Origin of the sequence: Haloarchaeobius ordinarius (assembly GCF_051801355.1) — an archaeon.
Taxonomy (GTDB): domain Archaea; phylum Halobacteriota; class Halobacteria; order Halobacteriales; family Natrialbaceae; genus Haloarchaeobius.
In genome coordinates this window covers 2303473-2326652 of record NZ_CP196560.1, presented here as the reverse complement: position 1 = coordinate 2326652, position 23180 = coordinate 2303473, and the positions used below count along the sequence as shown (strand labels likewise).

Sequence of the window (23180 nt, the reverse complement as noted above, 5' to 3'; positions counted from 1 at the left end):
GACGTTTCGATTCGATACCGACTCCCATCACCCCGGCGTAAAATTAGGTTCGTGAAGTGACAGGGGTTGGTCACGCTCCGCCGGGTCACTGGACGTGGGACGCCCGGTTCAGCCAGTACGCCTGTAACTGGTCGATGCACGGTTTCTCTGGCGTGCACTCCCGAGTTCAGTCAATAATCGGAAGTTATCCGTGTAAATTCGTGTGGTTTTATAATCGACCAAAATGTCCCCATGTCCGATGGCAGAGATGGAATCGTTCGACGACAGTGATGAATCGAGCCCGCCGGAACTGGCGTTCTACGGCGGGCGTGCCGCGAGTGCCGTCCCGCTCGCCGTGTTCGTCGCCTGGGCCATCTTCCAGAGCGGCGTCCTCGGCGTCGGTGACACACAGGGCCTGGTCGTGGGGATGCTGGTCGGCCTCATCGCCGGGATGTTCCTCGTCAAAGGCTCGTGGAAAGACTACGCCGACACGATTTTCGACGGGATGACACAGCGGGTCGCCGCGACGGCCGTCGTCGCGTGGCTCTGGGCGGGCATGTTCGCGAACGTCCTGCAGGCGGGACAGTTCGTGAACGGCCTCGTCTGGGCCGCCGACGTGACCGGCGTCGCGGGCGACCTGTTCCCGGCGGTGACGTTCGTCCTCGCCGCCCTGCTCGCGACCGGTATCGGGACCGGGTACGGGACGGCCATCACGTTCACGACCGTCGTGTTCCCGGCGGGCATCCTGCTCGGGGCCAACCCGACGCTGCTGTTCGCCGCCATCCTCTCGGGGGCGGTGTTCGGCGACAACCTCGCGCCGGTCTCGGACACGACCATCGTGAGTGCAGTGACCCAGGACGCCGACATCGGCGGCGTCGTCTCCTCCCGCCTGAAGTACGCGCTCGTCGCGGCGGCGTTCGCGTTCGTCGCCTACGTCTTCGCCGGGATGTCGATGGCCGGCATCGACGTCACCGGGGCGGGGACGAGCCTCGCCGAGCAAGCGAACGTCTTCGGGCTCGTCCACCTCGTCTCGATGGGGGTCGTCATCGTGACGGCCATCAGAGGTCGCCACATCGTCGAGGCCGTCTCGTGGGGGCTGCTCACTGCAATCGTGGCGAACCTCGCACTCGGTCTCTCGACGGTGTCCGACATCCTCGTGTTCTACACGCCGAGTGAGACCAGTCTCGCGTCCTCGTTCACGTGGCTGCCGTTCGTCCAGCTCGCGGAGAACGCCGATGCACCGGTCTCGGTCGGTGGCGCACTCTACAACGGCGCGGTCGGCTTCTTCCCGCTCATCGTGCTGACGCTGCTCATCGTCGCGGCGGCGGAGATAATGATTCGCGGCGGCGGCTTCGAGGCCATCCTCGACTTCCTCATCGACTCGGTGGCGACGACGGTCCGTCGTGCCGAGGTCACGATGGTCCTCGGGACCGCGCTGGTCAACGGGATGATAACCATCAACACCGCGGCCGAGATCGCCATCGCGCCCTACATCGCCAAGCTGGGCGGCCGCTTCAACCTGAACGGCTACCGGCGCGCGAACATCCTCGACGCGAACACCTCCGCCCTCGGGTACATCTTCCCGTGGGGTGGCGGCCTGCTCGCGGGGTACGGGGCGATGACGAGCCTGACCGAGACCATCCCGTGGTTCACCCAGGAGATGGTCGTGAACCCGGTCACGGTCTGGCCGTACGTCTTCCACGGCTGGTTCCTCGTGGCGGTGTTCGTCTTCGCCGCGTGGACCGGCTACGGGCGTGAATACGTCCACGACCGGCAGTCCGCGGAGGTGCAGCGCGTATGAGCCTGTTCTCTTCCCTGTTCGCTGGCGTCGGCTTCCGGACCCGGACCCCGGCGTTCGGACAGGGTGAGGAGGTCACCGCCTTCGTCACCGACGTACGGGACGGTGATGCGGTCCTCCGCATCGGCGACTCGCGGCTGTACGTGGTCGGGGTCGAGGACCCGGAAACCCTCGTCGACGAGCGGGTCCGCGTCCGCGTCGAAGAGTTCGACGACGGGACGGACACCGGCAAGGCAGTCCTGCTGGAGACTATCGCCGGACGCGGCCTCTGACGACCGGCGACGAGTCGGTCGGTCCGCCTCGGGTTCTCGTCACGTTTCCCGACTGTCGGCCCGCGTCGACTGTCCGTTCTCCCAAAATACCCCCTTTTGCCTGACGATGCCCTAGAAGCGGTATCACATGGACACGACACGACGCGCCTTGACTCGGCTGGACCGACTCCCCGAGTCGAGCCTGTTGCTCGGCGCTTCGCTCGTGGTACTCGGCGTGCTGGCGGCGACCCTTCCCCTCCTCCCCGAGTTCTCCCGTCCCCGGGTGGCCGCACGGCTGGTCGGCATGGTATTGCTCGTCGCGGCCGGCGGCCACGCGGTCCAGGCGTGGACGAAGCACACGCAACAGCGACGAATCGGCCTCGAACTCCTGTTGACGGCCCTCTACGTCGTCGCTGGCGTCTCGTATCTGGTCGATTCTGTCGCCTCGTTCGTACGGTTCGGGACCCTCCTCGGTGTCTTCCTCGTGTGCCACGGCCTGCTGCACGTCGGGTACGGATTCAGGCACCGACCGGCCGCGTACTGGCCGATGATGTTCGTCGGTGGCGCACTGGCGGTGACGTTCGGGCTGTTGGTCCTCTTCCGAGAGGTACCCCCGGTGTACGGGACGCGGGGGGCGTTGATCGGGTTCGCCCTCGTCGTCACCGGCGTGGCCTGGGTCTTCGTCGGCCGCAGCACCGCCACGACGGAGGACTCGAGCCGAGACACCGAGTCGGTCTGAGCAACGACCGCGTCGAACGGGTCGCTTATTTCGGTCCCGGCCGTCCCCTCCCACGTGTCCGACTCCGACCCACACGAGTTCCTGCGTGCCGACCCGGACATCGGTCCACTCGTCGAGGAACACGGCGAACTGACGGTCGAACCGCACCCGGACCCGTTCGAGCGACTGGTCGTCTCCATCGTGAACCAGCAGCTGTCGGTCCAGTCTGCGGCCGCGATTCGAGAACGACTGTTCGACCGGTTCGAGGTGACGCCATCGGGATTGCTCGCGGCCGACGACGAGGCGCTCGCGGACGTCGGTCTCTCGGGACAGAAGATTCGCTACGTTCGGAACGTCGCCGAGCGGTTCGACGACGGCCTCTCAGTCGAGCGGTTGCACGACCTCGACGACGAGGCGGTCGTCGCCGAACTCACCGAGATAACCGGTATCGGCGACTGGACGGCGAAGATGTTTCTCATGTTCTGTCTCGGCCGCGAGGACGTCTTCCCGGTCGAAGACCTCGGCATCCGTCGCGGGATGGAGGAACTGTACGGCGAGGCGACGCGAGCCGAGATGGTCGAGACGGCCGAACGCTGGCGGCCGTACCGGAGCTACGCCAGCCGATACCTCTGGCGCGTCGTCGACTGACCGAATTGGGTGGACGACCGTGCCCGTTCGCGCTCGAGTATCGACCCCCCGAAGAAACGCGCAATACCGGCCCCGGCCGCCGGAAGCGGACGAACTATTGTCGTCGGGCGAATGTCACGGAGTAGATGCCACAGCCACGTCGAGCGCCGCAGTACGAACCGACCGCGGTGGGTGGCCAGGGTGTGCCGGCCCACACACGCGGGCGACCGACGAGAGGGAGGTGGCCCGCCAGTGAGTAATCGCGGGGACCTCCTGGCCGGCGCACGGGCGGTCGCGCCGTTGCTCCTTGGCATCATCCCGTTCGGGCTCATCGCGGGCGTGAGCGCGGTGAACGCCGGACTCGACCCGCTCCACGCCGTCGGCCTGTCGGTCGTCGTCTTCGCCGGCGCATCGCAACTGGCCGCCATCGAGCTGTTCGGCCGGGACGCACCACTGGCGGTCATCGTGGTCACCGTCCTCGTCATCAACCTCCGGATGACGATGTACAGCGCCTCCATCGCACCCTACTTCCGGAAGTTCGCGACGCGCTGGAAGGCACTCTGTGCGTACGTCCTCACCGACCAGGCGTACGCGCTCTCTATCACCGAGTACCGCCAGACTGACCCGGACGAACGTAGTCGCCGCTGGTACTACCTCGGTGCCGCGTTCACCCTGTGGGTCGTCTGGCAGATAACGACCGTCGCCGGGGTCGTCCTCGGCGCGAACGTGCCCGCCGGCCTCTCGCTGGAGTTCGCCATTCCGCTTACGTTCATGGCGCTGTTGTTCCCGGCGCTTTCGGACCGCACGACCGAACTCGTCGCACTTGTCGCCGGCCTCCTTGCGATTCCAGCGGCGGCGCTCCCGTTCGACCTCGGGCTCGTCGTCGCGGCGCTGCTCGCCCTGAGTGTTGGTGCACTTCGTGACCGGCACCGTGAAACAGAGACCGAGACCGACCACTCCTCGGAGGGGGCCGAAACGTGACGAGCTACGACGCCACGACGGTGTGGGCCGTCATCCTCGTCGCCGGGGTCGGGACGTTCGCCATTCGCTTCTCGTTCATCCTGCTGCTCGGGCGAGTGCAGGACGTGCCGGACGGCCTCGAATCGTTCCTTCGACTGGTTCCGGCCGCCGTGCTCGCGGCACTGGTCGTCCCCGCCATCGTTTCGCTGGAGGCCACGTCGGGTGGGTTCGCGCTCGACTACGACCCGGCGAAGGTCGTCGCCGCGGCGGTGGCCGCCGCGGTCGCCTGGCGAACCGAGGACGTGCTCGCCACCATCGCCGTCGGGATGGGAACACTTTGGCTGGTCGACTGGTCGCTCGCGGCGGCCGGGCTGTTCGGCTGACCTGTTCGGAATAGTTGTTAAACTGACCTGTCCGAGAGTCAGGAGATGCCTAATCGGCCGCAGACGGCAATAAGGAGGCCCTACCCGCTGTTTATCTCGACTTACTCGATACTGACATTCTCCGAGAATTCTCGGTGACCCGGAAATGTAAACCCGGCTAATTAAGCATTATGGCCGTCTTGGTGATGCCAGAACGTACGCTGTTACCTGGGGGGAACGAGCTCATGGAAACCACACAAACGATACAACCACTACCAGACGAGCCAGCCGACGAAACGGGACCGACCAAAGAGGAGCTGTTCGAAGTCCTCTCGAACAGACGTCGCCGACAGACACTCCACTACCTGCTCCAGCAGGAAGACGAGACGGCGACCAAACGCGAGCTCTCGCGCCAACTCGCCGCCTGGGAGAACGACGAGCCGGTCGATATGGTCTCCTCGAGCGAACGCAAACGCGTCTACATCGCGTTGCACCAGACCCACCTGCCGAAGCTGGACGACGCGGGTCTCGTGGATTACGAACCGTCGACGGGGACCATCACGCTCACCGACGTCTGCCAGGAACTCGACGTGTACCTCGACGCAGTGTCGGAAGACGACAGCTCGTGGAGCACGTTCTACCTCGGGCTCGGCGGCGTCTGTCTCGCCGTCACGGCGCTGGCCGGACTCGGACTCGTCCCGTTCGACCAGGTGCCCGGTCTCGCGCTTGCGGGGCTGTTCGCGGTTGCGATACTCGTCACCGGAGCCGTACACCACCTTCGTGACCGGGAGACTGGACTCGACGAAGGTGGACAGCTGTCCCGGTTAGGCGGTACCGACTGAAGAGAGCGCCGTCGGTCGAGCGCCTATTCGAGGACTTCTTCTTCCTCTTCGCGCTCGTCGTTATCGGCCTTGTCCGCGCGCTTGGAGACGTCGACCTGATAGTTCTTCAGGATGTCACGGCCGAGAAGGATGGGGTAGTCCATGTGCGAGCGGTCCTCGACGCTAGCGGTGACGGTGTGCTGTTGCCCGCCGACACCGACGACGAGGTCGACGACCGGTCGCGACTTGCCCTGCTTGAGGCTCCCGGACTTGACACGCATGACGGACTTGATGGGGCCGGCACCGATGTCTGCCGCGAGGCCGGTGTCGATAGACGTCCGGGTCGCACCCGTGTCCGACTTCGCGATGACGGTCTTGTTGTCGGAGGTCCCCGAGACGACGACCTGCTCGGTGTAGCCGACGATGACCGGCTTCTCGGGCTTCTCGGTGACCTCGCGCGGGGCACAGGACGGCCAGGAGTCGTCGAGCGTCGCGGAGAGTTCTCGCACGCGCTCGTCGTCGACCTCGCCGCCAGCCCTCTCGATGGCGAGCTTGGCGATGTACGGTGCCGGGGACCGGTTCGTCGCCTGGTAGAGGCCCTTGAACCCGGCAGTCGGGTTGACCTCGAGGACGTACCAGCCGTTGTCACCTTCGACGATGTCGACGCCCGCGTAGTCGAGGCCGACGATGTCGGCCGAGCGCTTCGCGATTTTACGGACCTTCTCCGGCAGCTCCTGTGTCGCGTCCTGGACCTCGCCGCCCAGTGCGACGTTGGTCCGCCAGTCGTTGTCCGGCGCGTAGCGGTACATCGCGCCGACGACCTTGTCGCCGACGACGTAGACCCGGATGTCGCGGTGGCGTTCGCCGTCGCGGTCGATGAGCTTCTGGAGGAACGCGTAGCGGTTCCCGACCTTCGCGTTGACGCGCTCGTCGGGGCCGACCTTCCAGGTCCCACCACCGTGGGTCCCGATGGCCGTCTTGTACACGGCCTCCTCGCCGAACTCGTCGCGGACCGCGTTGAGGTTGTCGCCGTTGAGTGCGAGGAACGCCTCGGGGACGCGGATGCCGTTGTCCGAGAGCGCGGCAGCAGTCGCGATTTTGTGTGTGGCCCGGAGTGTCGCCGGCGGCTCGTTGAGCATCGGCCGCAGGCTGTTCAGCGTGTTGGCGAGGCCGAGTTCCTCACACGGCTGCTCGGTGTTCGAGAGCAGCATCCGGTTCGCGATGACGTCGACGTCCGGTTCGAGTGTGACACCCTCCTCTCTGATTCGGACTGTTGTGTTCTGCTCTCGGAGCCACTCTGGCTGGTGGCCAAGCTCCTCGACTGCATTACAGATTGCCTTCGATTCCTTGCTGTTGTGAAGGCTTAGAACCCCTACACGCACACTCTCAGAAGTATCCATATCACCGCAAACTCACGCCCCCTCCAAAAACGTTGTCAGTCACAGCCCTGATTGTGGGTCGCCAACAGGGCTCTGGCGGGCCGATGGGGTGCTGGCAGTGTCAGAGATACGCTGCGTCCCACCGGGTCGGCTTCCGGCGGTTCCCACACTCGTTGCAGACCACTTCTCCCATCGTGCTCATCGCGTTCTCGAACGACTGGCACGCACCGCAGAACCAGCCGTACTTGTGCTCGCGGTCGGAGTCACTGTAGGCCTGGTAGAACGGCCCCTGGGAGCCGCGGGCCGCCTCACTGTAGCTGACGTACACCGTGCCGTCTTCGGTCTCGAACGGGTCGAGCGTCTCCCACTCGGGCACCTCCTCGCCGTCGACCTTCCGCCAGATGTTCTCGCGGAACTCCGTCTCGCCGATTTCGACGGTGCGGTCGCCGACCTGCTCGTAGCCGTGGCCCTCGTAGAACTCGTTCCCGAACTCGTTCCCGTCGAGGACGGCGCTACTGATGCGTTCTGCCCCGAGGTCGAGCAACTCCTCCTGGGTCCGGACGAGCAACCGCGAGCCGATACCGCGGCCGCGGGCGTCCGGCTCGACGTGGAGCCAGGTGAGCCGGCCTTCGAGCGGGTCGTTCGTGAGGAGTTCGCTCTGCGAGAAGCCGACGATTTCGCCGTCGTCCTCTACGACGAGCAGCAACACGTCCTCGTCGTCGATCTGGTCGCGGAGTTCCTCTCTGTCGTACCACTCCGAGATCGCTTCGTCGATGACCGTCGCATCCAGGAAGCTCTCGTACGACGCATGCATCGACCGGCTCGCGATGTCACGAATCGTCTCGGCGTCTGCCGCTTTCGCTTCACGTACCTCCATGTCCCTGCCTACGACTGGCATGCTTATAATGGTCGACCCACAGTACCACGTCTGGGACGACCGGGATGCCGGAGGCGGTTTCGACAGTCCATCCCGTGACTCGACACGCACATGCCTTTATAGCATGGACCCGGAGACACCGTATGAGCAGCGAGGATTCGTCCGACTCGAACGAGCCGTTCACCTACATCGGGGGCAAGGTGGACCCTGGCGAGTCGGCCAACATCCGCTACGGTATAAGTGAGACGTATCTCGGTGACCCGGTACGGATTCCGGTCACCATCATCAACGGGGAGCATCCAGGCCCGACCGTGTTTCTCTCTGCGGCGGCCCACGGAGACGAACTCAACGGCATCGAGGTGGTTCGGGAGGTCGCACACGAGTGGCCACTCGAAGAACTCCACGGCTGTCTCGTCTGTCTCCCCGTCCTGAACGTCCCGGGCTTTCTCGCCCAGCAACGCTACCTCCCAATCTACGACCGCGACCTGAACCGGTCGTTCCCGGGACGGGACGACTCGACCAGCGCGAAGCGAATGGCCCACCGGATCTTCACGAACTTCATCGAGCCCTGCGATTACGGTATCGACCTCCACACGTCGACCCGGGGCCGAACCAACATGCTACACGTTCGGGCCGACATGGACGACCCTGCCGTGTCCCGACTGGCCCGTGCGTTCGCCTCGAACGTCATCATCTCCAGCGAGGGCCCCGAAGGCACACTCCGACGTGAGGCCTCGGATATCGGCATCCCGACCATCACCATCGAGATGGGCGAGGCACACCGCTTCCAGCGTCACCTCATCGACCGGGCGCTCGACGGGGTTCGGAGCGTCCTCGCAGAGTACGGCCTGCTGCAGGCAGAGGCGGTGCGCTGGCCCGGCTGGCGGACCATCATCGAAGGGCACTCCGAGAAGACGTGGCTGCGCGCGGACGCCGGCGGCATCGTCGACATGCACTTCGAGTGCGGGGCCCTCGTCCACGAGGGCGACCGCATCTGTACCATCACGAGTCCGTTCAAGACGGACAACGACCCGATATACGCTCCCTTCACGGGAGTGATGGTCGGTGTGCTGGAGAACCCGGTCGTCTACCCGGGGAACCCGCTTTGCCACCTGGTCGAACTCGACCAGTCGACGCTTCGCGCTGTCGAGAGTGAACAATCAGCGCCGCCGGATACCCCGGTCGAGATGGCCTGACTCTCCCTGCCGTCCTACCTCGCTTACGTAACTACTATAACTGCACAATCCAACCCTCCGACTGAGAGTATGAGTCAGTCTTACAATCGCGGTCTTATCGAGGACTTCAGTCGGTGGAAGGAGTTCTCGGCCGGGATGTGGGCGTGGATATTCCACAAGTTCACGGGATGGGTTCTCATCGGGTACCTGTTCACCCACATCGCCGTGCTGAGCACTGCCATCGAGGCATCGACGGCGTCGGCGAGCGCAATCAGTGCGGGCAACGACGTCTACTCCGAGACACTGTTCGCACTCGAGAGCGTCTTCGTCGTGCGCCTCCTCGAAGTCGGCCTGCTGGCGGTCGCCGTCTTCCACATCCTCAACGGCATCCGCCTGCTGCTGGTGGACCTCGGCATCGGGCTGGAATCGCAGGACAAGACGTTCTACGCGTCGCTGGTGCTGACGGGCGTCATCATCGTCGCGAGCGTCCCGACGTTCATGGCGGGACTGGGGGGTGCCTGAGATGGCGGGCGCACCGACCTCCTTCGAGCGCGGCGGCTGGGGCTGGCTGTTCCAGCGCATCACGGCCGCGTTCCTCGTCGTGGTGCTCGCGTTCCACTTCTTCCTGCTTCACTTCTACCACCACGCGTTCGAGATTACCTTCGCCGGTACGTCGGCCCGCATGGAGGACCTCGGCTACTTCGCGACGATGTGGCTGTTCCTCGTGACGGCGACGTTCCACGGCGTCAACGGCGTCTACAACGCGCTCGTCAACCAGGGAATCAGCGGGAGCGCGAAGACCGCAATCAAGGGCGTGTTGGGCATCGCTGGCCTCCTGCTCGTCGCGCAGGGTACCAGAGTCGCACTCGCAATGAACGGGTTCCTCTAACATGAGTACGCAACTACCCGACACCGAGACGGAAGAGACCGAGGTCGAACCGAGCGGCAAGCCGCATCAGGACGAGCGGATGGCCGAGAAAGCCCGGAAGAAGGCGTTCCAGGACGCACAGAAGAAGGCGAAAGAGGACCTCGAAGTGGCCGAGAACTCGGTCCACATCAAGGTCTTCCGGTACGACCCCGAAGTCGAGGACAAACAGGAGCCCCGCTTCGACGACTTCTACGTCCCGTACAAGAAGGGAATGACCGTCCTCGACGCGCTCATGTACGCGCGAGACCACTACGACTCGTCGCTGACGTTCCGGCACTCCTGCCGGCAGGCGGTGTGTGGCTCCGACGCGATGTTCGTCAACGGCCGCCAGCGCCTGTGCTGTAAGACCCAGCTGTCGGAGATGGCCGAGCCGGTTCGCATCGAGCCGCTCCCGCACCAGGAGGTCGTCAAGGACCTGGTCGTCGACATGGAGCACTTCTACGACCAGATGCACGCGGTGGAGCCGTACTTCCAGTCCGAGGACGTCCCCTCGAACGGGGAGCAGCGCCAGTCGCGTGAGAACCGCGAGAAGATCAAGATGTCCACGCGCTGTATCTGGTGTGGCGCGTGCATGTCCTCGTGTAACATCGCCGCGGGCGACAACGAGTACCTCGGCCCGGCGGCCATCAACAAGGCCTACCGGTTCTACATGGACGAGCGCGAGAACGAAGAAGAGCTGAAAGAACACCGACTGCGCATCCTCGAACAGGAACACGGCGTCTGGCGCTGCCAGACCCAGTTCTCCTGCACCGAGGTGTGTCCGAAGGACATCCCGCTGACCGAGCACATCCAGGAGCTCAAGCGCGAAGCAGTCAAACAGAACCTGAAATTCTGGTGATACCATAACAATGTACGAACACGACGTGCTCGTGGTCGGTGGCGGCGGAGCGGGCCTCCGCGCCGCCATCGCCGCCCACGAAGAAGGTGCAGACGTGGCGATCGTCACAAAACTCCACCCGGTCCGCTCGCACACCGGCGCAGCAGAGGGCGGCATCAACGCGGCCCTTCGCGAGGGCGACGACTGGGAACTGCACGCCTACGACACGATGAAGGGCTCGGACTACCTCGGTGACGCGCCCGCCATCGAGACGCTGGCACAGGACGCCCCCGAAGAGGTCTTCCAGATTGAACACTGGGGCATGCCGTTCTCTCGTGAGGACGACGGTCGCGTCTCCCAGCGCCCGTTCGGCGGCCTCTCGTTCCCGCGGACCACCTACGCCGGGGCCGAAACCGGCCACCACCTGCTCCACACGATGTACGAGCAGGTCGTCAAACGAGGCATCGAGGTGTACGACGAGTGGTACGTGATGAACCTCGCCGTCACCGACGAGGAGACCCCCGAAGACCGAAGCTGTCACGGCCTCGTGGGCTACGACGTCAAGTCCGGTGAGATAGCCGGGTTCAAGGCGAACAAGGGCGTCATCCTCGCGACCGGTGGCCCCGGTCAGGCGTTCGACCACACGACTAACGCGGTCGCCTGTACCGGCGACGGCTACGCGATGGCCTACCGTGCGGGCGTCCCGCTGGAGGACATGGAGTTCGTCCAGTTCCACCCGACGACGCTCCCGAGTACGGGCGTCCTCATCTCCGAAGGTGTCCGCGGTGAGGGTGGTATCCTCTACAACGCCAACGGCGAGCGCTTCATGTTCGAGTACGGCTACGCGAAGAACGACGGGGAACTCGCCTCTCGTGACGTCGTGTCACGCGCCGAACTCACCGAAGTGAACGAGGGCCGTGGCTTCGAAGACGAGTACGTCATGCTCGACATGCGCCATCTCGGTGAAGAGCGCATCGTCGACCGGCTCGAGAACATCCTCCACCTGGCAGAGGACTTCGAAGGTGTCGACGGACTCAAAGAGCCGATGCCGGTCAAACCCGGCCAGCACTACGAGATGGGCGGCATCGAGACCGACGAGAACGGCCACACCTGCATCGACGGCCTCTACGCGGCCGGCGAGACCGCGTGTGTCTCCGTCCACGGTGCCAACCGCCTCGGTGGGAACGCGCTGCCCGAACTCATCGTCTTCGGCGCACGCGCGGGCCGTCACGCTGCCGGTGCCGACCTCGGCGAGGCCGAAATCGAGACCGGCGAGCGCGGCGACATCGAGTACGACGAGACCGACCTCCCCTACCAGCCCGGCGAGGTCGGCATGTCCGGCCCGCAGACCGACGCCGTCGCCGACGGTGGCGCGGTCACGGCCGACGCCGACAGCGTCGTCGACGCCGCGGTCCAGGCCGAGAAGGACCGCGTCGAGCACCTGCTGGAGAAGGACGACGGCATCCAGCACTCCCAGATTCGTGCCAAGCTCCAGAAGACGATGACCAAGAACGTCAACGTCTTCCGCGAGGAAGAAGGCCTCAAGCAGGCGCTCAAGGACATCCGGGAGATTCGTGAGGCCTACCAGGACGTGTACGTCGAGGACCCCTCGCGCACGTTCAACACGGACCTCCAGCACACTATCGAGACGCGCAACCTCATCGACATCGCCGAGACCATCACGCTCGGCGCACTCGTCCGCACGGAGTTCCGTGGCGCCCACTGGCGCGCGGAACATCAGGAACGCAAGGACGACGAGTGGCTCAAGCACACGCTCATCGCGTGGCACGACGGGGAGCCGACCATCTTCTACCGGCCGGTCATCCTCCAGGGCGAAGAGAAGAAGTACGAGCCGAAGGTCCGCTCGTACTGACACTGCCCCACGTGAGCCAGCGAGGTCGGTCGCCGGGTCTTCCCGGCGAGCTGGCTTCACTCGCGCGTGAGCAGTACCCCAGAACCGGACCGCGCTTCGACTGACTCTCGTTTTTCGGAACTCTCAGGCCAGTCCGAGCGCCTGCATCACGTCGGTGATGGTGACGCCGGCTTCAGACATCGCCTTGAACCCGAGGAAGATGCCGACGATGCCCATCACGCCCGCGAGGTTCGGGGGCGCTGGAATCGGGACTTCGACGAACTTGAACAGCGCGCCTACCGCGAAGCCAGTGAGAGTCGCGAAGAGAACCTGTGTCATATCCATAACGTCATTTCACTCGGAGGGGTTCCGGTAAAAACTGTTCCATTCGACTCCCGCACCAATGTCTACTTTGAGGACTGGTGTGTACGTCCCCGGCGAGGAAGGGTAGCTCAGGGTAGAGCGCGTCGTGGCGTCGTCCACGACGGTCAATGAAAGGCTTCGCGTGGTTCAAGTCCCGCCCCTTCCGCTCGTTGTCCGAACGTCAGTGAGGACACGAGCGGTGACTGCGGGACTTGAATAGCGAGCAGCTTTGCTGCGAGTGAGCTCAAGTCCCGCCCCCTGTCAACAACTGTTCTCAGATACGGAGAATGACACACCGTCTCGTGCGTAAGTGTGCCATCGATTGTTCTCGGAAATATCGCCGCAGTCGTTCGATTCTGGCTCTCGGTACCGGGGTGTTTCTCAGTTCTGTAGAACCGAGAATTACGCTCTCTTTATATGTCGATACCTGTCGTCTGTTGAGATGTAAGAGGACGATTACGATGGCAACCAACACCTACACGACCGAAAGCAACACCTTCGAGAGCACCCTGGGCGGGATTCACGTCAGCGGTAAAGCCCACAGTCTGAGCGCGTGGTTCGTGCTGTCGCTGCGACTCATGATGGGCTATGCGTTCTTGCACGCTGGCTGGGACAAGATCTTCGCGGCGGAAGCGTTCAACGCGAAGGGGTACCTGCTGTTCGCGGCCGGGGCGAACGGGAACCCGCTGGCGGACATGTTCGTCTGGATGGGTGAGACCGCCTGGTTCGTCGAGTTCGCGAACATCGCCGTGCCGTGGGGTGAACTGTTCATCGGCCTCGGACTGCTCGTCGGCGCGATGGTCCGCCTCGCAGCGTTCTTCGGAGCGCTCATGATGGCGATGTTCTACTTCGGGAACTGGAGCATCGAACACGGCATCATCAACGGCGACTTCGCGTACATGCTCGTGTTCCTCGCCGTCGCAGCCTTCGGTGCAGGGCGCATCCTCGGCCTGGACACCCTCATCGAGAACTACGACGTCGGCGGCCAGAAACTCATCGAGAAGTACCCCAGACTCGACTACATCCTCGGCTGAGCCGGGAAATTCGGCTCACGTCGGTAGTCGAACCGGGAACAATTCTTGCGGTTCTCTGTTTTCTCCGATTTCACTGCGTTTGAGACGGGTCTTCGAGGTCCCCTCGCCGACGACCATCGGGAACACTCCTTCAGTTCCCGGATATTTCGACTATCGTCGTACCTGGGTTTTATTATCGTCGAATAGAGTGGGTTCGATAGCATGAGTGCGACACGACGTGCGGAACGAGCGGACTCGACAGCGGTCCGGTCGGTGGGTTCGCCGACCGCCAAACTGGTGTGTCTCTACCTGAATACGACGGGTGCGTCCACGACGGCACAGCTTCAAGACGCGCTCGGGCTTCGCAAGCTCACACTCTTTTCTGTCCTCTCGACGCTCGAAGAGCGAGGACTCGTCGAACGAGACGGAACCGGTTCGGTCGAACTCGCTGCCGGTCAGTAGTACCGGTCGTAGAGACGGTCACCGACGAACGAACCGATGCTGAGTGGCACGAACACGAACCCGAGCGCCTGCAACATGACGAAGGTCACCCAGCGCGAGAACGGGTCCTGCGGCGGCCAGAACAGGGGCAGTGTGACGACGAGGTAGTCCCAGAACACCGCGACGAGGACGGCTGCGACGACCAGCGAGCAGCCGACGCGCACGCCGACCCGGTAGATGTCGGTCTGGCGGTCCGTCGGCGGGTCAGGCCACTCACGGGCGGGGTCTGCCATACGTGGATTATGGGCCGGAGCGTCAAGTAGGACACGTCCCGCAGTCGATGTCGACGGTCCGGCCCCGAACAGCGAGACGTCAGAGTTCGATTCGCTCGACGAGGTCGTCGGTCTCGTTGCTGGTCTTGATGGCGACGATACGAACGAGGTCTTCGAGCATTGAGTCGCGGAGTTTCGCCTTGAGGAGGTTGTCGACCTGGTAGACACCGGCTGCGCTCGTCATCTCTATCTCGACGAGGACGGGATACTCGTCTCCCTCCTGAAGTGAGACGTTCTTGATGGCCTGACTGGAGAGTGTGTTGATGCCACGTCCACCCTTCTCGTACGGGATGCGCGAGCGTCCGGACTCCATGTCGAGGGCGTCCGCGACGCGTACCACCCCAGCCTCGCGAGTGAGCGGTTGCTCGGCGGTGTGGTGGCAGAGGATGGCGTGGAGGACCTCGCCTTTCATGCGGACGCAATCCGGTTTGTTGTAGAACTCGGGGAGGATGCGGTCGAGTTCGTCCGAGGCGAGCGGTATCGAGTAGTAGGAGTGGTCGTCACGGTGGACGATGTGGCCGATGTCGTGGAGGGTGGCAGCGAGCGCGATGATGACCGACTCGTCCTCCTCTTCGAGCCCCTGGTCGCGGGCCCCGTTGAAGTCGACGTCGGCGCGTTTCAGCAGGTCGTACAGACAGAGGGCGCGATTACGGACGATAGAGATGTGCTTCGAACCGTGGTCGTTGTACCCCTTCCGGGTGACTGCGTTGACGTTCTGTGCGTCGAGATACGCCCGTATCTCGGGGTCGTTCTCCACGAACTCCAGGACCCTGTTCAGCTTCTCGTCGTCGAACGCGTGCTCGTCTGCAGGAGAGTAGACACGTCCCTCGACGCCAGCCTCGTCGGTATCGCTCATACAGTGACCGTCTCCGGCCGGCTAGAAAAGCCCTTCGCGTGGGGCGGTTTACTCGGCTGCTTCGGCGGCTTCGCGGACGGCGTCGTAGTCGGGTTCGACACCGGGGTCGTCGCTGACCCAGGACCACGTCACTTCGCCGTCGGCGTTCACGACGAACACGGCACGCTTTGCGACACCGTAGACACCGAGGTCGTCGAAGTCCATGCGGACACCGTAGTCGTCGATGATCTCCTTGTTGAAGTCGCTGACGAGGCCGAACTCGAGGCCGTTCTTCTCGCGGAACTCGTTGAGCGAGAACGGGGAGTCGACAGAGACGCCGTAGACCGTCGCGCCGACGTCCTCGAAGCCAGCGAGCTGGTCCTGGAACGTGCACATCTCCGTCGTACAGACGCCGGTGAACGCGCCGGGGAAGAACGCCAGCACGAGTGGCGCGTCGTCGAGGTTCTCGGAGAGCGTGAACGAGTCAACGTCGCCGTTTGCGAGCGGTGCGGTGAAGTCGGGAGCTTCGTCGCCTACGTTTACCATAACAGGTTCGCGTTGGGAAACCATCGACAAGTGGGTTGCGCTACAGGACGGAGAGGACGGTATCCCCCACAGACCTGTGGTTGTGCGGGTGAGATTGACACGGGGGAGCAAAAAGGTTATAATTGCCAGCGGGTAAGCCACGCATAGAGATGGCACTCGAACTACCAACACTGTTCATCGGCGGCGGCCTCGGCGGTCCCGAGATGATCGTCATCTTCCTCATCGTCGTGCTGCTCTTCGGCGCGAACAAGATTCCGAAGATTGCACGTTCCACCGGTGAGGCGATGGGTGAATTCCAGAAAGGGCGTGAAGAAGTCGAACAGGAACTGCAGGAGATGCGTGACGGCGCGACGGGTTCGATCGACACCGACATCGACACGGACCTCGACAGCTCCGCCAGCACCGAGACGGTCACCGAGACCGAGTCGGCGTCCGACTCCGACGACAAGTAAGCGAGCGGTCGATCCCGCAATCTTCGTTTTTCCGTGCGCGGGCGTGTGGCCTAGTGGATAGGGCAGGAGGTTCCTAACCCCCTGATCGCGGGTTCGAACCCCGTCACGCCCGTTCAGTCGTTTCACTCCTTCACGGGCGTTCCTGGGTCCCGTTCGCAAGCTCACGGGACCCCCGTCACGCCCGCGATTTTCCCCGAGTGCAATCGAGGACGAATACCGAACGCTGCGGGTCGAACTCTGTGAGTCGCAGCCCACGCAGAGTGAAGCCCGTGCAGGACCGTCTTGCTTCACTCCCGAGCGTTCCTGAGCCCCGTTCGCAGGCGCACGGGACTCCCGTCACGCCCGACGTAGTATTTCACCGGGGGACGGCAGTGGAGGCGTCGGGTTCCCGAACGATTCCGTGACAGCCACCGCCGTCGCACACGAGTAGTCACGCGCACGAGAGGGTCTGTGAGGAAGTGGGTAAATCACGTGCAGTGACAGTAGTGGGACAGTCGAAGGAACGAGCCTGGTCCGTCGTCACCAGACAGCGGGGGGGTTTCTCTCCGGCTCGAGTGGACGAATCTTCGAGCGTGGTGAAAGTCGAGCAGTAAAGCGTTTTTGGCCGTTTCGGCAGTTCGATTCGCCGGTTTAATTCTATCTATTTACCACGGTATTCTACTCTGCGTATATTAATCTAAGATATTTTGTAGTGAACTAAAGGGTGCCGTGACTGCGACGTTTCGTCAAAAAACCCATGGACGGCACGGGTTCTAATCCGTGATTACCCAGTAGAATGATGTGATTAAAACCGATTCTCAGGAATGATAATCTGTGGAAGGTTTTTTGACTGCCGACGAAAAGGGGTAGTCAATGGCTGTTAACGACGCCGACGGAACCGAGTCGAACCAGTTCGAGGGGACTGACGATTCGGCCTCCCTGTCGGAAGAGAGCCCGCCCGACGGGCCGACGACGGGCTCCGACACCAGAGTGGGCGACTATACCTGGCGAGAGTTCATGGAGGAATTCGGTTACGACGACGATATCTCCACGCTCTATTCTGGTGTTACCCGACAGACGACAGATGATTCACAGCGACTGGGCCTCGGCAACAGCGAAGGAGAGGCCCAGACAGCACCACACGGTGACGACTGGGACCGTGTGGACTTCGACCCAGAACTGTACCTCGGCTACCATCCGGACGAACTCCCCGAGCTCATCACCGAACAGGCGGGCGCGAACGGGAAGTGGCTCTGGGAACAGTTCGCGGACTACTGTGACCCGGAGACGACCCCTGTAGTCAAAGACGAGTGGACGTGGGAGCACTTCAAGTGGGAGTACCACTACGACGACGGCTCGGTTCCCCACGACAGCGACGGGAACAAGGTCGAACTCGACGAATCGGAGTACCTCGGCTTCGAGGCCGACGAAATCGAGGGCGTGTTGAGTCAGGGCGACGACTTCGCACAGGAACTCAGGCGCATCGTCGACGACCGAACCGTCAACATCACCCACGAGGACGAAGACGAGTTCTTCTCGACCGACGCGGGGAACACGACGGTCGCCAACCGCTACGACCTCGAGAAGGCGGTGCCGATGGAGAAGAAGCTCCACTTCCGCGAGGTCGAGCGGTACTGGGTCAACAAGCCGTACTCTTTCGTCATCATCTTCCACTCCGAGAAGGAGAACGAGAAGAAGTACTACGCGATAGAGCCGTACCGCAACCAGATAGAGGACGACCTGCAGGAGTTCATGTCCGGCAAACTCCGGACCGCCATCAAGTACTCCGAAGACGAGATTACCGTCGAAGGAGACGAGGACGCCCGCCGTGGCGTCATCGACAGGGAGACCAAACGGCTGCTCCGGCGGTACGACCTGTTCAAGGCGGTCGACCGTTCGGGCGGAAGCGACAAGGGCATCGTCGAACAGATTCGCGCACTGTTCGACACCGACGACTCCGGGGACGACGAGAACACCGAACCCGAAGTGGTCGAACTCGACGGCATCAAGGCACGACCGGAACCAGCAGTCCTCGAAGACGACGCGGACCAGCTCAACGAGTACCAGGTGGAGAAACTGCTGTACTATCTCAAACGCAACTTCATCGGGTACGAACGCATCGACCCCATCAAACACGACATCAACGTGGAGGACATCTCGGTCGACGGGTACCACTCGCCGGTGTTCGTCTACCACTCCGGCTACGAGCAGATCATCTCCAACATCTACCACGGCCAGCGTGAACTCGACGACTTCGTCGTCAAACTCGCCCAGCGCTCCGGGAAGGGCATCTCGAAACGACGACCGCAGGTCGACGCGACCCTCCCGGACGGCTCTCGTGCCCAGCTCACCCTCGGGAAGGAGGTGTCCGACCACGGGACCAACTACACCATCCGTCAGTTCAAGGAGGTCCCGTTCACGCCCATCGACCTCATCAACTGGAACACGTTCTCGCTGGACGAGATGGCGTTCCTCTGGCTCTGTATCGAGAACCACAAATCGCTCATCTTCGCCGGCGGTACCGCGTCCGGGAAGACGACGAGCCTGAACGCGGTCTCGCTGTTCATCCCCTCGAACACCAAGATCGTCTCCATCGAGGACACGCGTGAGGTCGAACTGCCCCAGCGGAACTGGATCGCGAGCGTCACCCGCCCCTCGTTCAGCGAGGACGCGGAGGGTGACGTCGACGAGTTCGACCTGCTGGAGGCCGCACTGCGACAACGCCCCGACTACATCGTGATGGGTGAGATTCGTGGTGAAGAAGGCCGGACGCTGTTCCAGGTCATGTCCACGGGTCACACCACCTACACCACGTTCCACGCGGACTCCGTGGGTGAGGTCCTGAAGCGGTTCACGACGGACCCCATCAACGTCTCGAAGACGATGTTCACCGCGCTGGACCTCGTCTCCATCCAGACCCAGACCCGGGTGCAGGGCAACAAGGTCCGCCGGAACAAGAACCTCACCGAGATCAACCACTACGACGCGGAGAACGACGAAATCAACGTTCAGGACGTCTACCAGTGGCAGGCGGAGACGGACGAGTACCTCAAGATGGGGGACTCGAATACGCTCGACGAGATACAGTTCGACCGCGGGTGGAGCTACGAGAAACTCCAGGACGAACTGTTCAAGCGCCGTGTCATCATCGCGTACCTCATCAAGAACGGGCTGAACCAGTACGTGCAGGTGGCCGCGACCGTCCAGGCGTACATCAACGACCCGGATACGATTCTGACGCTCATCGCGAACGGAGAACTCGAGACGAGTCTCGAGGACCTGCGCGAGATGGAGTCCGTCGAAATCGACGTCGACCCGGAAGACGAAGAACAGGTGCCTCGACCGGACGCGAACGACGAGACGTACAACCTCTCACAGGACATCCTCGAACGGGCCGAGGAGTCCCTGTTCGACGAGTACCGCGGCAAGGAACTGAGTGGGCTCGGCGTCGACTCGGCCCTCTCCGGGTCGGGGATGGACGACGAACCGGAAGCGACAGTCGAGGCGGATACCGCCGACGGCGAGTTCGACTTCGGCGGCGACGACGACGGCTCGTTCATGCTCGGTGGCGACGACGACGAAGACTTTACGTTCTCCAGCGACGGCGACGAGGTCGAAGACGGGCCCTCGTGGCTCAACGACGACGGCGGCTTCGACTTCGGTGAAGACGATGGCTTCGGTAGTTTCGGCGACGGGAGTAGCGAAACCGAGGCGGCAGAAGCGAGCACCAGCGACGCGACGGAGTCCGCGCCGGAAGACGCCCCCGAGCTCGAATCGGGGACGGTGTCCGAGTCGGACGAGGATGCGACCGACACCGCCGCGGCGCCCGACGAGCCCGAGACGCTCCCGGAGACCGTCGACGAGGACGAGCCCGAAGACGAGATAACGCTCGACCTCGAGGCTGCCGCCGCGGAGATCGCCGACGAAGACGCCGGAGACGACGGTCAGTCCCGGACGGCAGACGGCGCGGCGCCCGCAGGAGAGACCGTCATCGACGACGCCGAGACCGCCGACGACTCGGACATCGACGACGCACTGCCTGACGACGGTGGGTCGTCCCGGGTCGACGATGCTGGCGACGACAGTGGGTTCGCCGCGGACGAGGACAAGGACCCGGGTCCGATCTTCGGCGACGTCGAAGACACCGGAACCGAGTCGATGTTCGACACGGAGAGTGGCAGACCGGCCGACGAGACCTCCTTCTTCGGCGGGGACGACGAACCGTTCTTCGGTGAGGAGGACAACGTCGGCTCCATCTTCGGTGACGAGGGTGGCAGCGGCATCTTCAGCGACGACACCGACGAGCCAGTCCCGGACGACGGTGGGATGTTCGGTGATACGGACGACGACGGCGACAGTGACGCAGACGAGGAGTCTGTCTTCGGTGACGCAGACGACAGCGAAGACGAGGAGTCTGTCTTCGGTGACGACGACGTGGCCGACGACAGCGATTCGGTCTTCGGTGACGCAGACGACAGCGAGGAAGTCGATGACGGTGACAGCATCTTCGGAGACAACGACGGCGAATCCGTCTTCGGAGGTGACGACGCCCCCGGTGGAGAGCCCGAGGACGGCGAGGGAGCAGAACGTGACGCGAACGGGTCGACCGACGGTGATGACGAATGAGTCTGCAGACGCGTGGTGAGACCTCCGGGTCCGGGTTCAGCACGTCGTCTGACTCGCTGGGCGACATGTTCTACCCGCTCTACGAGCGACTGTTCGACGAGAACTCGGACTTCGTCGCGGACGTGGAGTCGAAGCTGGCCCAGTCCCGGATGGCCGACACCGTCGAGATGTACCTCTCGCGCTCGCTCGCAATCGGCGTGCTCACAGGCGGGATGCTCTGGGTGCTCGGGACCCTCGTCGGCTACTTCATCTTCGCGACCGGACTCATCCAGACCGAGAGCCTGCTCGGGGCGACCATCCCGAACGCGACCCTGGTCGCCATCATCCAGGCGATCAAGGTCCCGGCACTCATCCTCGTGACCGGGCTGTTCCTCGGGTCCATCGGGTTCGCGATGGGCTTCGGCGCACTGGTCGCGGTCCCGTACTCACGCGCGTCGACCCGGAAACGCGAGATTGACATGCTCCTGACGGACGCAGTGTCGTTCATGTACGCGCTCTCGGTCGGTGGCCTGAACCAGCTGGAGATTCTGGAGGCGATGGCGCGGGCGGAAGACACCTACGGCGAGGTGGCAAAGGAGTTCCAGTCCATCGTCCAGGAGACGGAGTACTTCGACACCGACTACCGGACTGCCATCCGGAACCAGGCGATGGAGACGCCGAGTAACGAACTCTCGCAGTTCCTCACCGACATGCTCTCCATCGTGAACTCTGGTGGTGACATGGAGGGCTTCCTCTACGACAAGAAAGAAAAGCACATGCGGACCGCGAAGCAGCAACAGGAGATGACCCTGGAGACCCTGGAGCTGTTCGGCGAGATGTACATGACGCTCTCGCTGTTCCCGCTCTTGCTCATCATCATTCTGGTCATCATGCGCATGCTGGGCGAGGCCCAGGTGACGATGCTGTTCGGGACCGTCTACGGGCTCATCCCGCTGACCGGTGCCGGGTTCCTGGTCCTGGTCTCGACGGTCAAAGAGGACGAACCGGGCGACGGGTTCCTGTTGCCCTCGGACGCGGACGACCGGCTGAGCGTCCAGCAGGGGGCTGGCCTCCTCGACCTCGGCCTCATCGAGCAGTTCACGGGCGAGTACAGCGTCTTCGACCGCATCAAGAACCGCGAAGGTACCTACGAGACCATCCAGGTGCTCAAGGCCCCGCACCTCTTCTTCCGGGACAACCCACTGTACACGACGGCGCTGACCGTCCCGGCCGTGCTGGTGTTGCTGGTCGTCGCGATGGTGTCGGGTGCCGTCCCCACCTCGTGGGACGGCATGGTCGACAGTCCGGTGTGGGGAACGTTCGTCTACATCTACATGCCAGTGTACATCGTGTTCCTCCCGCTGACCATCTTCCGCGAGTGGAACGTCCGGTCCCGTAAGACGGTGATATCGAACATCTCCGACAACCTCCGGAAGCTCTCGAGCGCGAACGACACCGGCCAGACCCTGCTGGAGTCCCTGCGGACCGTCTCGGACACGACCAGCGGCAAGCTGGCGACGGAGTTCGAGACCATGCACACGAAGGTCAACTACGGGATGAGCCTGAAACACGCGCTGGTCGAGTTCAACAACAAGTACCACATCCCCCGGCTGGCGCGCACGGTGAAGCTCATCTCGAAGGCACAGGAGGCCTCCAGCCAGATTACGGACGTGCTGACGACGGCCGCACAGGCCTCCGAGAACCAGGACGACATCGAACGCGAACGCAAGTCCCGCACCCGGATGCAGGTCGTCATCATCATCATGACCTACCTCACCCTGCTGGCGGTCATGGCCATCCTGAAGACGCAGTTCCTCGACGTGCTGACCGGGTTGACGGACGCGAGTTCCGGTGGTGGCGGCGGTGCGGCCGGGGCAGGTGGGCCGAGCTTCGGTGGCAACGTCAACACCAACTTGCTCTCACTGCTGTTCTTCCACGCGGTGACGATGCAGGCGCTGCTCTCCGGGCTCATCGCGGGCTACATCAGGGACGCAGACATCCTGAGCGGTCTCAAGTTCGTGCTCATCCTGATGACTATCGCACTGGTGGTGTGGGCGGCGGTCGCGTGAG

General features: G+C 63.3%; 23 protein-coding genes and 2 tRNA genes. 19 read left to right on the top strand and 6 right to left on the bottom strand.

All coding sequences use genetic code 11. The features are described from left to right. Nucleotides 1-238: 238 nt before the first annotated feature. From ACSC1R_RS12175 to ACSC1R_RS12145, 7 genes are all read left to right on the top strand, one after another. Nucleotides 239-1780, top strand: a complete 1542-nt coding sequence (locus ACSC1R_RS12175; RefSeq protein WP_439026006.1) for a Na+/H+ antiporter NhaC family protein — start codon at nt 239-241, stop codon at nt 1778-1780. Continuing rightward, complete coding sequence (locus tag ACSC1R_RS12170; protein WP_439026005.1) at nt 1777-2049, top strand: DUF7513 family protein; 273 nt, start codon at nt 1777-1779, stop codon at nt 2047-2049. The genes ACSC1R_RS12175 and ACSC1R_RS12170 overlap by 4 nt, the downstream gene beginning before the upstream one ends. A 127-nt stretch (nt 2050-2176) precedes the next feature. Further along, on the top strand, nt 2177-2767 hold the full coding sequence (locus tag ACSC1R_RS12165; protein WP_439026004.1) for an HdeD family acid-resistance protein: 591 nt from the start codon (nt 2177-2179) through the stop codon (nt 2765-2767). 54 nt (nt 2768-2821) lie between these two features. Next, entirely contained in the window at nt 2822-3394 is a 573-nt protein-coding gene (locus ACSC1R_RS12160) for a DNA-3-methyladenine glycosylase family protein (RefSeq protein WP_439026003.1), read from the top strand. A 231-nt stretch (nt 3395-3625) separates the two neighbouring features. After that, complete coding sequence (locus tag ACSC1R_RS12155) at nt 3626-4354, top strand: AzlC family ABC transporter permease (RefSeq protein ID WP_439026002.1); 729 nt, start codon at nt 3626-3628, stop codon at nt 4352-4354. Beyond that, complete coding sequence (locus tag ACSC1R_RS12150) at nt 4351-4716, top strand: AzlD domain-containing protein (protein WP_439026001.1); 366 nt, start codon at nt 4351-4353, stop codon at nt 4714-4716. The genes ACSC1R_RS12155 and ACSC1R_RS12150 overlap by 4 nt, the downstream gene beginning before the upstream one ends. 224 nt (nt 4717-4940) lie before the next feature. Beyond that, nucleotides 4941-5537 (top strand): DUF7344 domain-containing protein, encoded by a 597-nt coding sequence (locus ACSC1R_RS12145; RefSeq protein ID WP_439026000.1) that lies wholly within the window; start codon nt 4941-4943, stop codon nt 5535-5537. A 23-nt stretch (nt 5538-5560) separates the two neighbouring features. Here ACSC1R_RS12145 and ACSC1R_RS12140 read toward each other — a convergent pair whose 3' ends face one another. Together ACSC1R_RS12140 and ACSC1R_RS12135 are read right to left on the bottom strand one after the other, a co-directional pair. Further along, nucleotides 5561-6916 (bottom strand): RimK family alpha-L-glutamate ligase, encoded by a 1356-nt coding sequence (locus ACSC1R_RS12140; RefSeq protein ID WP_439025999.1) that lies wholly within the window; start codon nt 6914-6916, stop codon nt 5561-5563. A 100-nt stretch (nt 6917-7016) separates the two neighbouring features. Continuing rightward, nucleotides 7017-7772, bottom strand: a complete 756-nt coding sequence (locus tag ACSC1R_RS12135) for a GNAT family N-acetyltransferase (RefSeq protein WP_439025998.1) — start codon at nt 7770-7772, stop codon at nt 7017-7019. A gap of 143 nt (nt 7773-7915) precedes the next feature. On the opposite strand from ACSC1R_RS12135, the gene ACSC1R_RS12130 reads away from it, so the two are divergent. The 5 genes from ACSC1R_RS12130 to ACSC1R_RS12110 all read left to right on the top strand — a co-directional run bounded on the left by ACSC1R_RS12130 (nt 7916) and on the right by ACSC1R_RS12110 (nt 12565). Continuing rightward, nucleotides 7916-8968, top strand: a complete 1053-nt coding sequence (locus ACSC1R_RS12130; RefSeq protein WP_439025997.1) for a succinylglutamate desuccinylase/aspartoacylase family protein — start codon at nt 7916-7918, stop codon at nt 8966-8968. A 69-nt stretch (nt 8969-9037) separates the two neighbouring features. After that, nucleotides 9038-9469 (top strand): succinate dehydrogenase, cytochrome b556 subunit, encoded by a 432-nt coding sequence (gene sdhC, locus ACSC1R_RS12125; protein ID WP_439025996.1) that lies wholly within the window; start codon nt 9038-9040, stop codon nt 9467-9469. A 1-nt stretch (nt 9470) separates the two neighbouring features. Beyond that, a complete protein-coding gene (locus tag ACSC1R_RS12120) occupies nt 9471-9836 on the top strand; it encodes a succinate dehydrogenase hydrophobic membrane anchor subunit (protein WP_439025995.1) in 366 nt (121 codons plus the stop codon). Nucleotide 9837: 1 nt separating this feature from the next. Beyond that, nucleotides 9838-10713, top strand: a complete 876-nt coding sequence (locus tag ACSC1R_RS12115) for a succinate dehydrogenase/fumarate reductase iron-sulfur subunit (protein WP_439025994.1) — start codon at nt 9838-9840, stop codon at nt 10711-10713. 10 nt (nt 10714-10723) lie between these two features. Next, nucleotides 10724-12565, top strand: a complete 1842-nt coding sequence (locus ACSC1R_RS12110; RefSeq protein ID WP_439025993.1) for an FAD-binding protein — start codon at nt 10724-10726, stop codon at nt 12563-12565. 123 nt (nt 12566-12688) lie between these two features. Here the strand turns inward: ACSC1R_RS12110 and ACSC1R_RS12105 are convergent, their stop codons facing one another. Further along, nucleotides 12689-12889: a XapX domain-containing protein gene (locus ACSC1R_RS12105; RefSeq protein WP_439025992.1), complete on the bottom strand. Its 201-nt coding sequence runs from the start codon at nt 12887-12889 to the stop codon at nt 12689-12691. A 96-nt stretch (nt 12890-12985) separates the two neighbouring features. Between ACSC1R_RS12105 and ACSC1R_RS12100 the strand changes: the two genes are divergently transcribed. The 3 genes from ACSC1R_RS12100 (at nt 12986) to ACSC1R_RS12090 (ending at nt 14382) form a co-directional block, all read left to right on the top strand. Continuing rightward, nucleotides 12986-13073: transfer RNA gene (locus tag ACSC1R_RS12100), tRNA-OTHER, on the top strand. Nucleotides 13074-13368: 295 nt separating this feature from the next. Continuing rightward, nucleotides 13369-13941 carry a DoxX family protein gene (locus tag ACSC1R_RS12095; protein ID WP_439025991.1) on the top strand — a complete coding sequence of 191 codons (573 nt, stop codon included), beginning with the start codon at nt 13369-13371 and terminating at the stop codon, nt 13939-13941. A gap of 201 nt (nt 13942-14142) precedes the next feature. Continuing rightward, a complete protein-coding gene (locus tag ACSC1R_RS12090; protein ID WP_439025990.1) occupies nt 14143-14382 on the top strand; it encodes a helix-turn-helix domain-containing protein in 240 nt (79 codons plus the stop codon). On the opposite strand, the gene ACSC1R_RS12085 is transcribed toward ACSC1R_RS12090, so the two are convergent. The 3 genes from ACSC1R_RS12085 to ACSC1R_RS12075 all read right to left on the bottom strand — a co-directional run bounded on the left by ACSC1R_RS12085 (nt 14376) and on the right by ACSC1R_RS12075 (nt 16074). Continuing rightward, nucleotides 14376-14654, bottom strand: a complete 279-nt coding sequence (locus tag ACSC1R_RS12085) for a hypothetical protein (protein ID WP_439025989.1) — start codon at nt 14652-14654, stop codon at nt 14376-14378. The two genes, ACSC1R_RS12090 and ACSC1R_RS12085, sit on opposite strands and share 7 nt — an antisense overlap. Before the next feature lie 79 nt (nt 14655-14733). Beyond that, complete coding sequence (locus tag ACSC1R_RS12080) at nt 14734-15549, bottom strand: HD domain-containing protein (RefSeq protein WP_439025988.1); 816 nt, start codon at nt 15547-15549, stop codon at nt 14734-14736. A 48-nt stretch (nt 15550-15597) separates the two neighbouring features. Next, entirely contained in the window at nt 15598-16074 is a 477-nt protein-coding gene (locus ACSC1R_RS12075) for a redoxin domain-containing protein (RefSeq protein WP_439025987.1), read from the bottom strand. 149 nt (nt 16075-16223) lie between these two features. Here ACSC1R_RS12075 and ACSC1R_RS12070 point away from each other — a divergent pair, with 149 nt between their 5' ends. From ACSC1R_RS12070 to ACSC1R_RS12055, 4 genes are all read left to right on the top strand, one after another. Further along, a complete protein-coding gene (locus tag ACSC1R_RS12070; RefSeq protein ID WP_439025986.1) occupies nt 16224-16526 on the top strand; it encodes a twin-arginine translocase TatA/TatE family subunit in 303 nt (100 codons plus the stop codon). Between the two features lie 39 nt (nt 16527-16565). Further along, nucleotides 16566-16638: transfer RNA gene (locus ACSC1R_RS12065), tRNA-Arg, on the top strand. A gap of 740 nt (nt 16639-17378) precedes the next feature. Further along, on the top strand, nt 17379-21131 hold the full coding sequence (locus ACSC1R_RS12060) for an ATPase, T2SS/T4P/T4SS family (protein ID WP_439025985.1): 3753 nt from the start codon (nt 17379-17381) through the stop codon (nt 21129-21131). Beyond that, nucleotides 21128-23179 carry a type II secretion system F family protein gene (locus ACSC1R_RS12055; protein WP_439025984.1) on the top strand — a complete coding sequence of 684 codons (2052 nt, stop codon included), beginning with the start codon at nt 21128-21130 and terminating at the stop codon, nt 23177-23179. Before ACSC1R_RS12060 ends, ACSC1R_RS12055 begins: the two co-directional genes overlap by 4 nt. Nucleotide 23180 lies beyond the last annotated feature (1 nt).

Coding starts and splice junctions, on each gene's coding strand:
- ACSC1R_RS12095 (WP_439025991.1), top strand. CDS start 13,369: ATGGCAACCAACACCTACACGACCGAAAGCAACACCTTCGAGAGCACC.
- ACSC1R_RS12070 (WP_439025986.1), top strand. CDS start 16,224: ATGGCACTCGAACTACCAACACTGTTCATCGGCGGCGGCCTCGGCGGT.
- ACSC1R_RS12130 (WP_439025997.1), top strand. CDS start 7,916: ATGAGCAGCGAGGATTCGTCCGACTCGAACGAGCCGTTCACCTACATC.
- ACSC1R_RS12165 (WP_439026004.1), top strand. CDS start 2,177: ATGGACACGACACGACGCGCCTTGACTCGGCTGGACCGACTCCCCGAG.
- ACSC1R_RS12135 (WP_439025998.1), bottom strand. CDS start 7,772: ATGGAGGTACGTGAAGCGAAAGCGGCAGACGCCGAGACGATTCGTGAC.
- ACSC1R_RS12105 (WP_439025992.1), bottom strand. CDS start 12,889: ATGGATATGACACAGGTTCTCTTCGCGACTCTCACTGGCTTCGCGGTA.
- sdhC (WP_439025996.1), top strand. CDS start 9,038: ATGAGTCAGTCTTACAATCGCGGTCTTATCGAGGACTTCAGTCGGTGG.
- ACSC1R_RS12080 (WP_439025988.1), bottom strand. CDS start 15,549: ATGAGCGATACCGACGAGGCTGGCGTCGAGGGACGTGTCTACTCTCCT.
- ACSC1R_RS12090 (WP_439025990.1), top strand. CDS start 14,143: ATGAGTGCGACACGACGTGCGGAACGAGCGGACTCGACAGCGGTCCGG.
- ACSC1R_RS12060 (WP_439025985.1), top strand. CDS start 17,379: ATGGCTGTTAACGACGCCGACGGAACCGAGTCGAACCAGTTCGAGGGG.
- ACSC1R_RS12110 (WP_439025993.1), top strand. CDS start 10,724: ATGTACGAACACGACGTGCTCGTGGTCGGTGGCGGCGGAGCGGGCCTC.
- ACSC1R_RS12140 (WP_439025999.1), bottom strand. CDS start 6,916: ATGGATACTTCTGAGAGTGTGCGTGTAGGGGTTCTAAGCCTTCACAAC.
- ACSC1R_RS12115 (WP_439025994.1), top strand. CDS start 9,838: ATGAGTACGCAACTACCCGACACCGAGACGGAAGAGACCGAGGTCGAA.
- ACSC1R_RS12120 (WP_439025995.1), top strand. CDS start 9,471: ATGGCGGGCGCACCGACCTCCTTCGAGCGCGGCGGCTGGGGCTGGCTG.
- ACSC1R_RS12055 (WP_439025984.1), top strand. CDS start 21,128: ATGAGTCTGCAGACGCGTGGTGAGACCTCCGGGTCCGGGTTCAGCACG.
- ACSC1R_RS12170 (WP_439026005.1), top strand. CDS start 1,777: ATGAGCCTGTTCTCTTCCCTGTTCGCTGGCGTCGGCTTCCGGACCCGG.
- ACSC1R_RS12085 (WP_439025989.1), bottom strand. CDS start 14,654: ATGGCAGACCCCGCCCGTGAGTGGCCTGACCCGCCGACGGACCGCCAG.
- ACSC1R_RS12175 (WP_439026006.1), top strand. CDS start 239: ATGGCAGAGATGGAATCGTTCGACGACAGTGATGAATCGAGCCCGCCG.
- ACSC1R_RS12145 (WP_439026000.1), top strand. CDS start 4,941: ATGGAAACCACACAAACGATACAACCACTACCAGACGAGCCAGCCGAC.
- ACSC1R_RS12075 (WP_439025987.1), bottom strand. CDS start 16,074: ATGGTAAACGTAGGCGACGAAGCTCCCGACTTCACCGCACCGCTCGCA.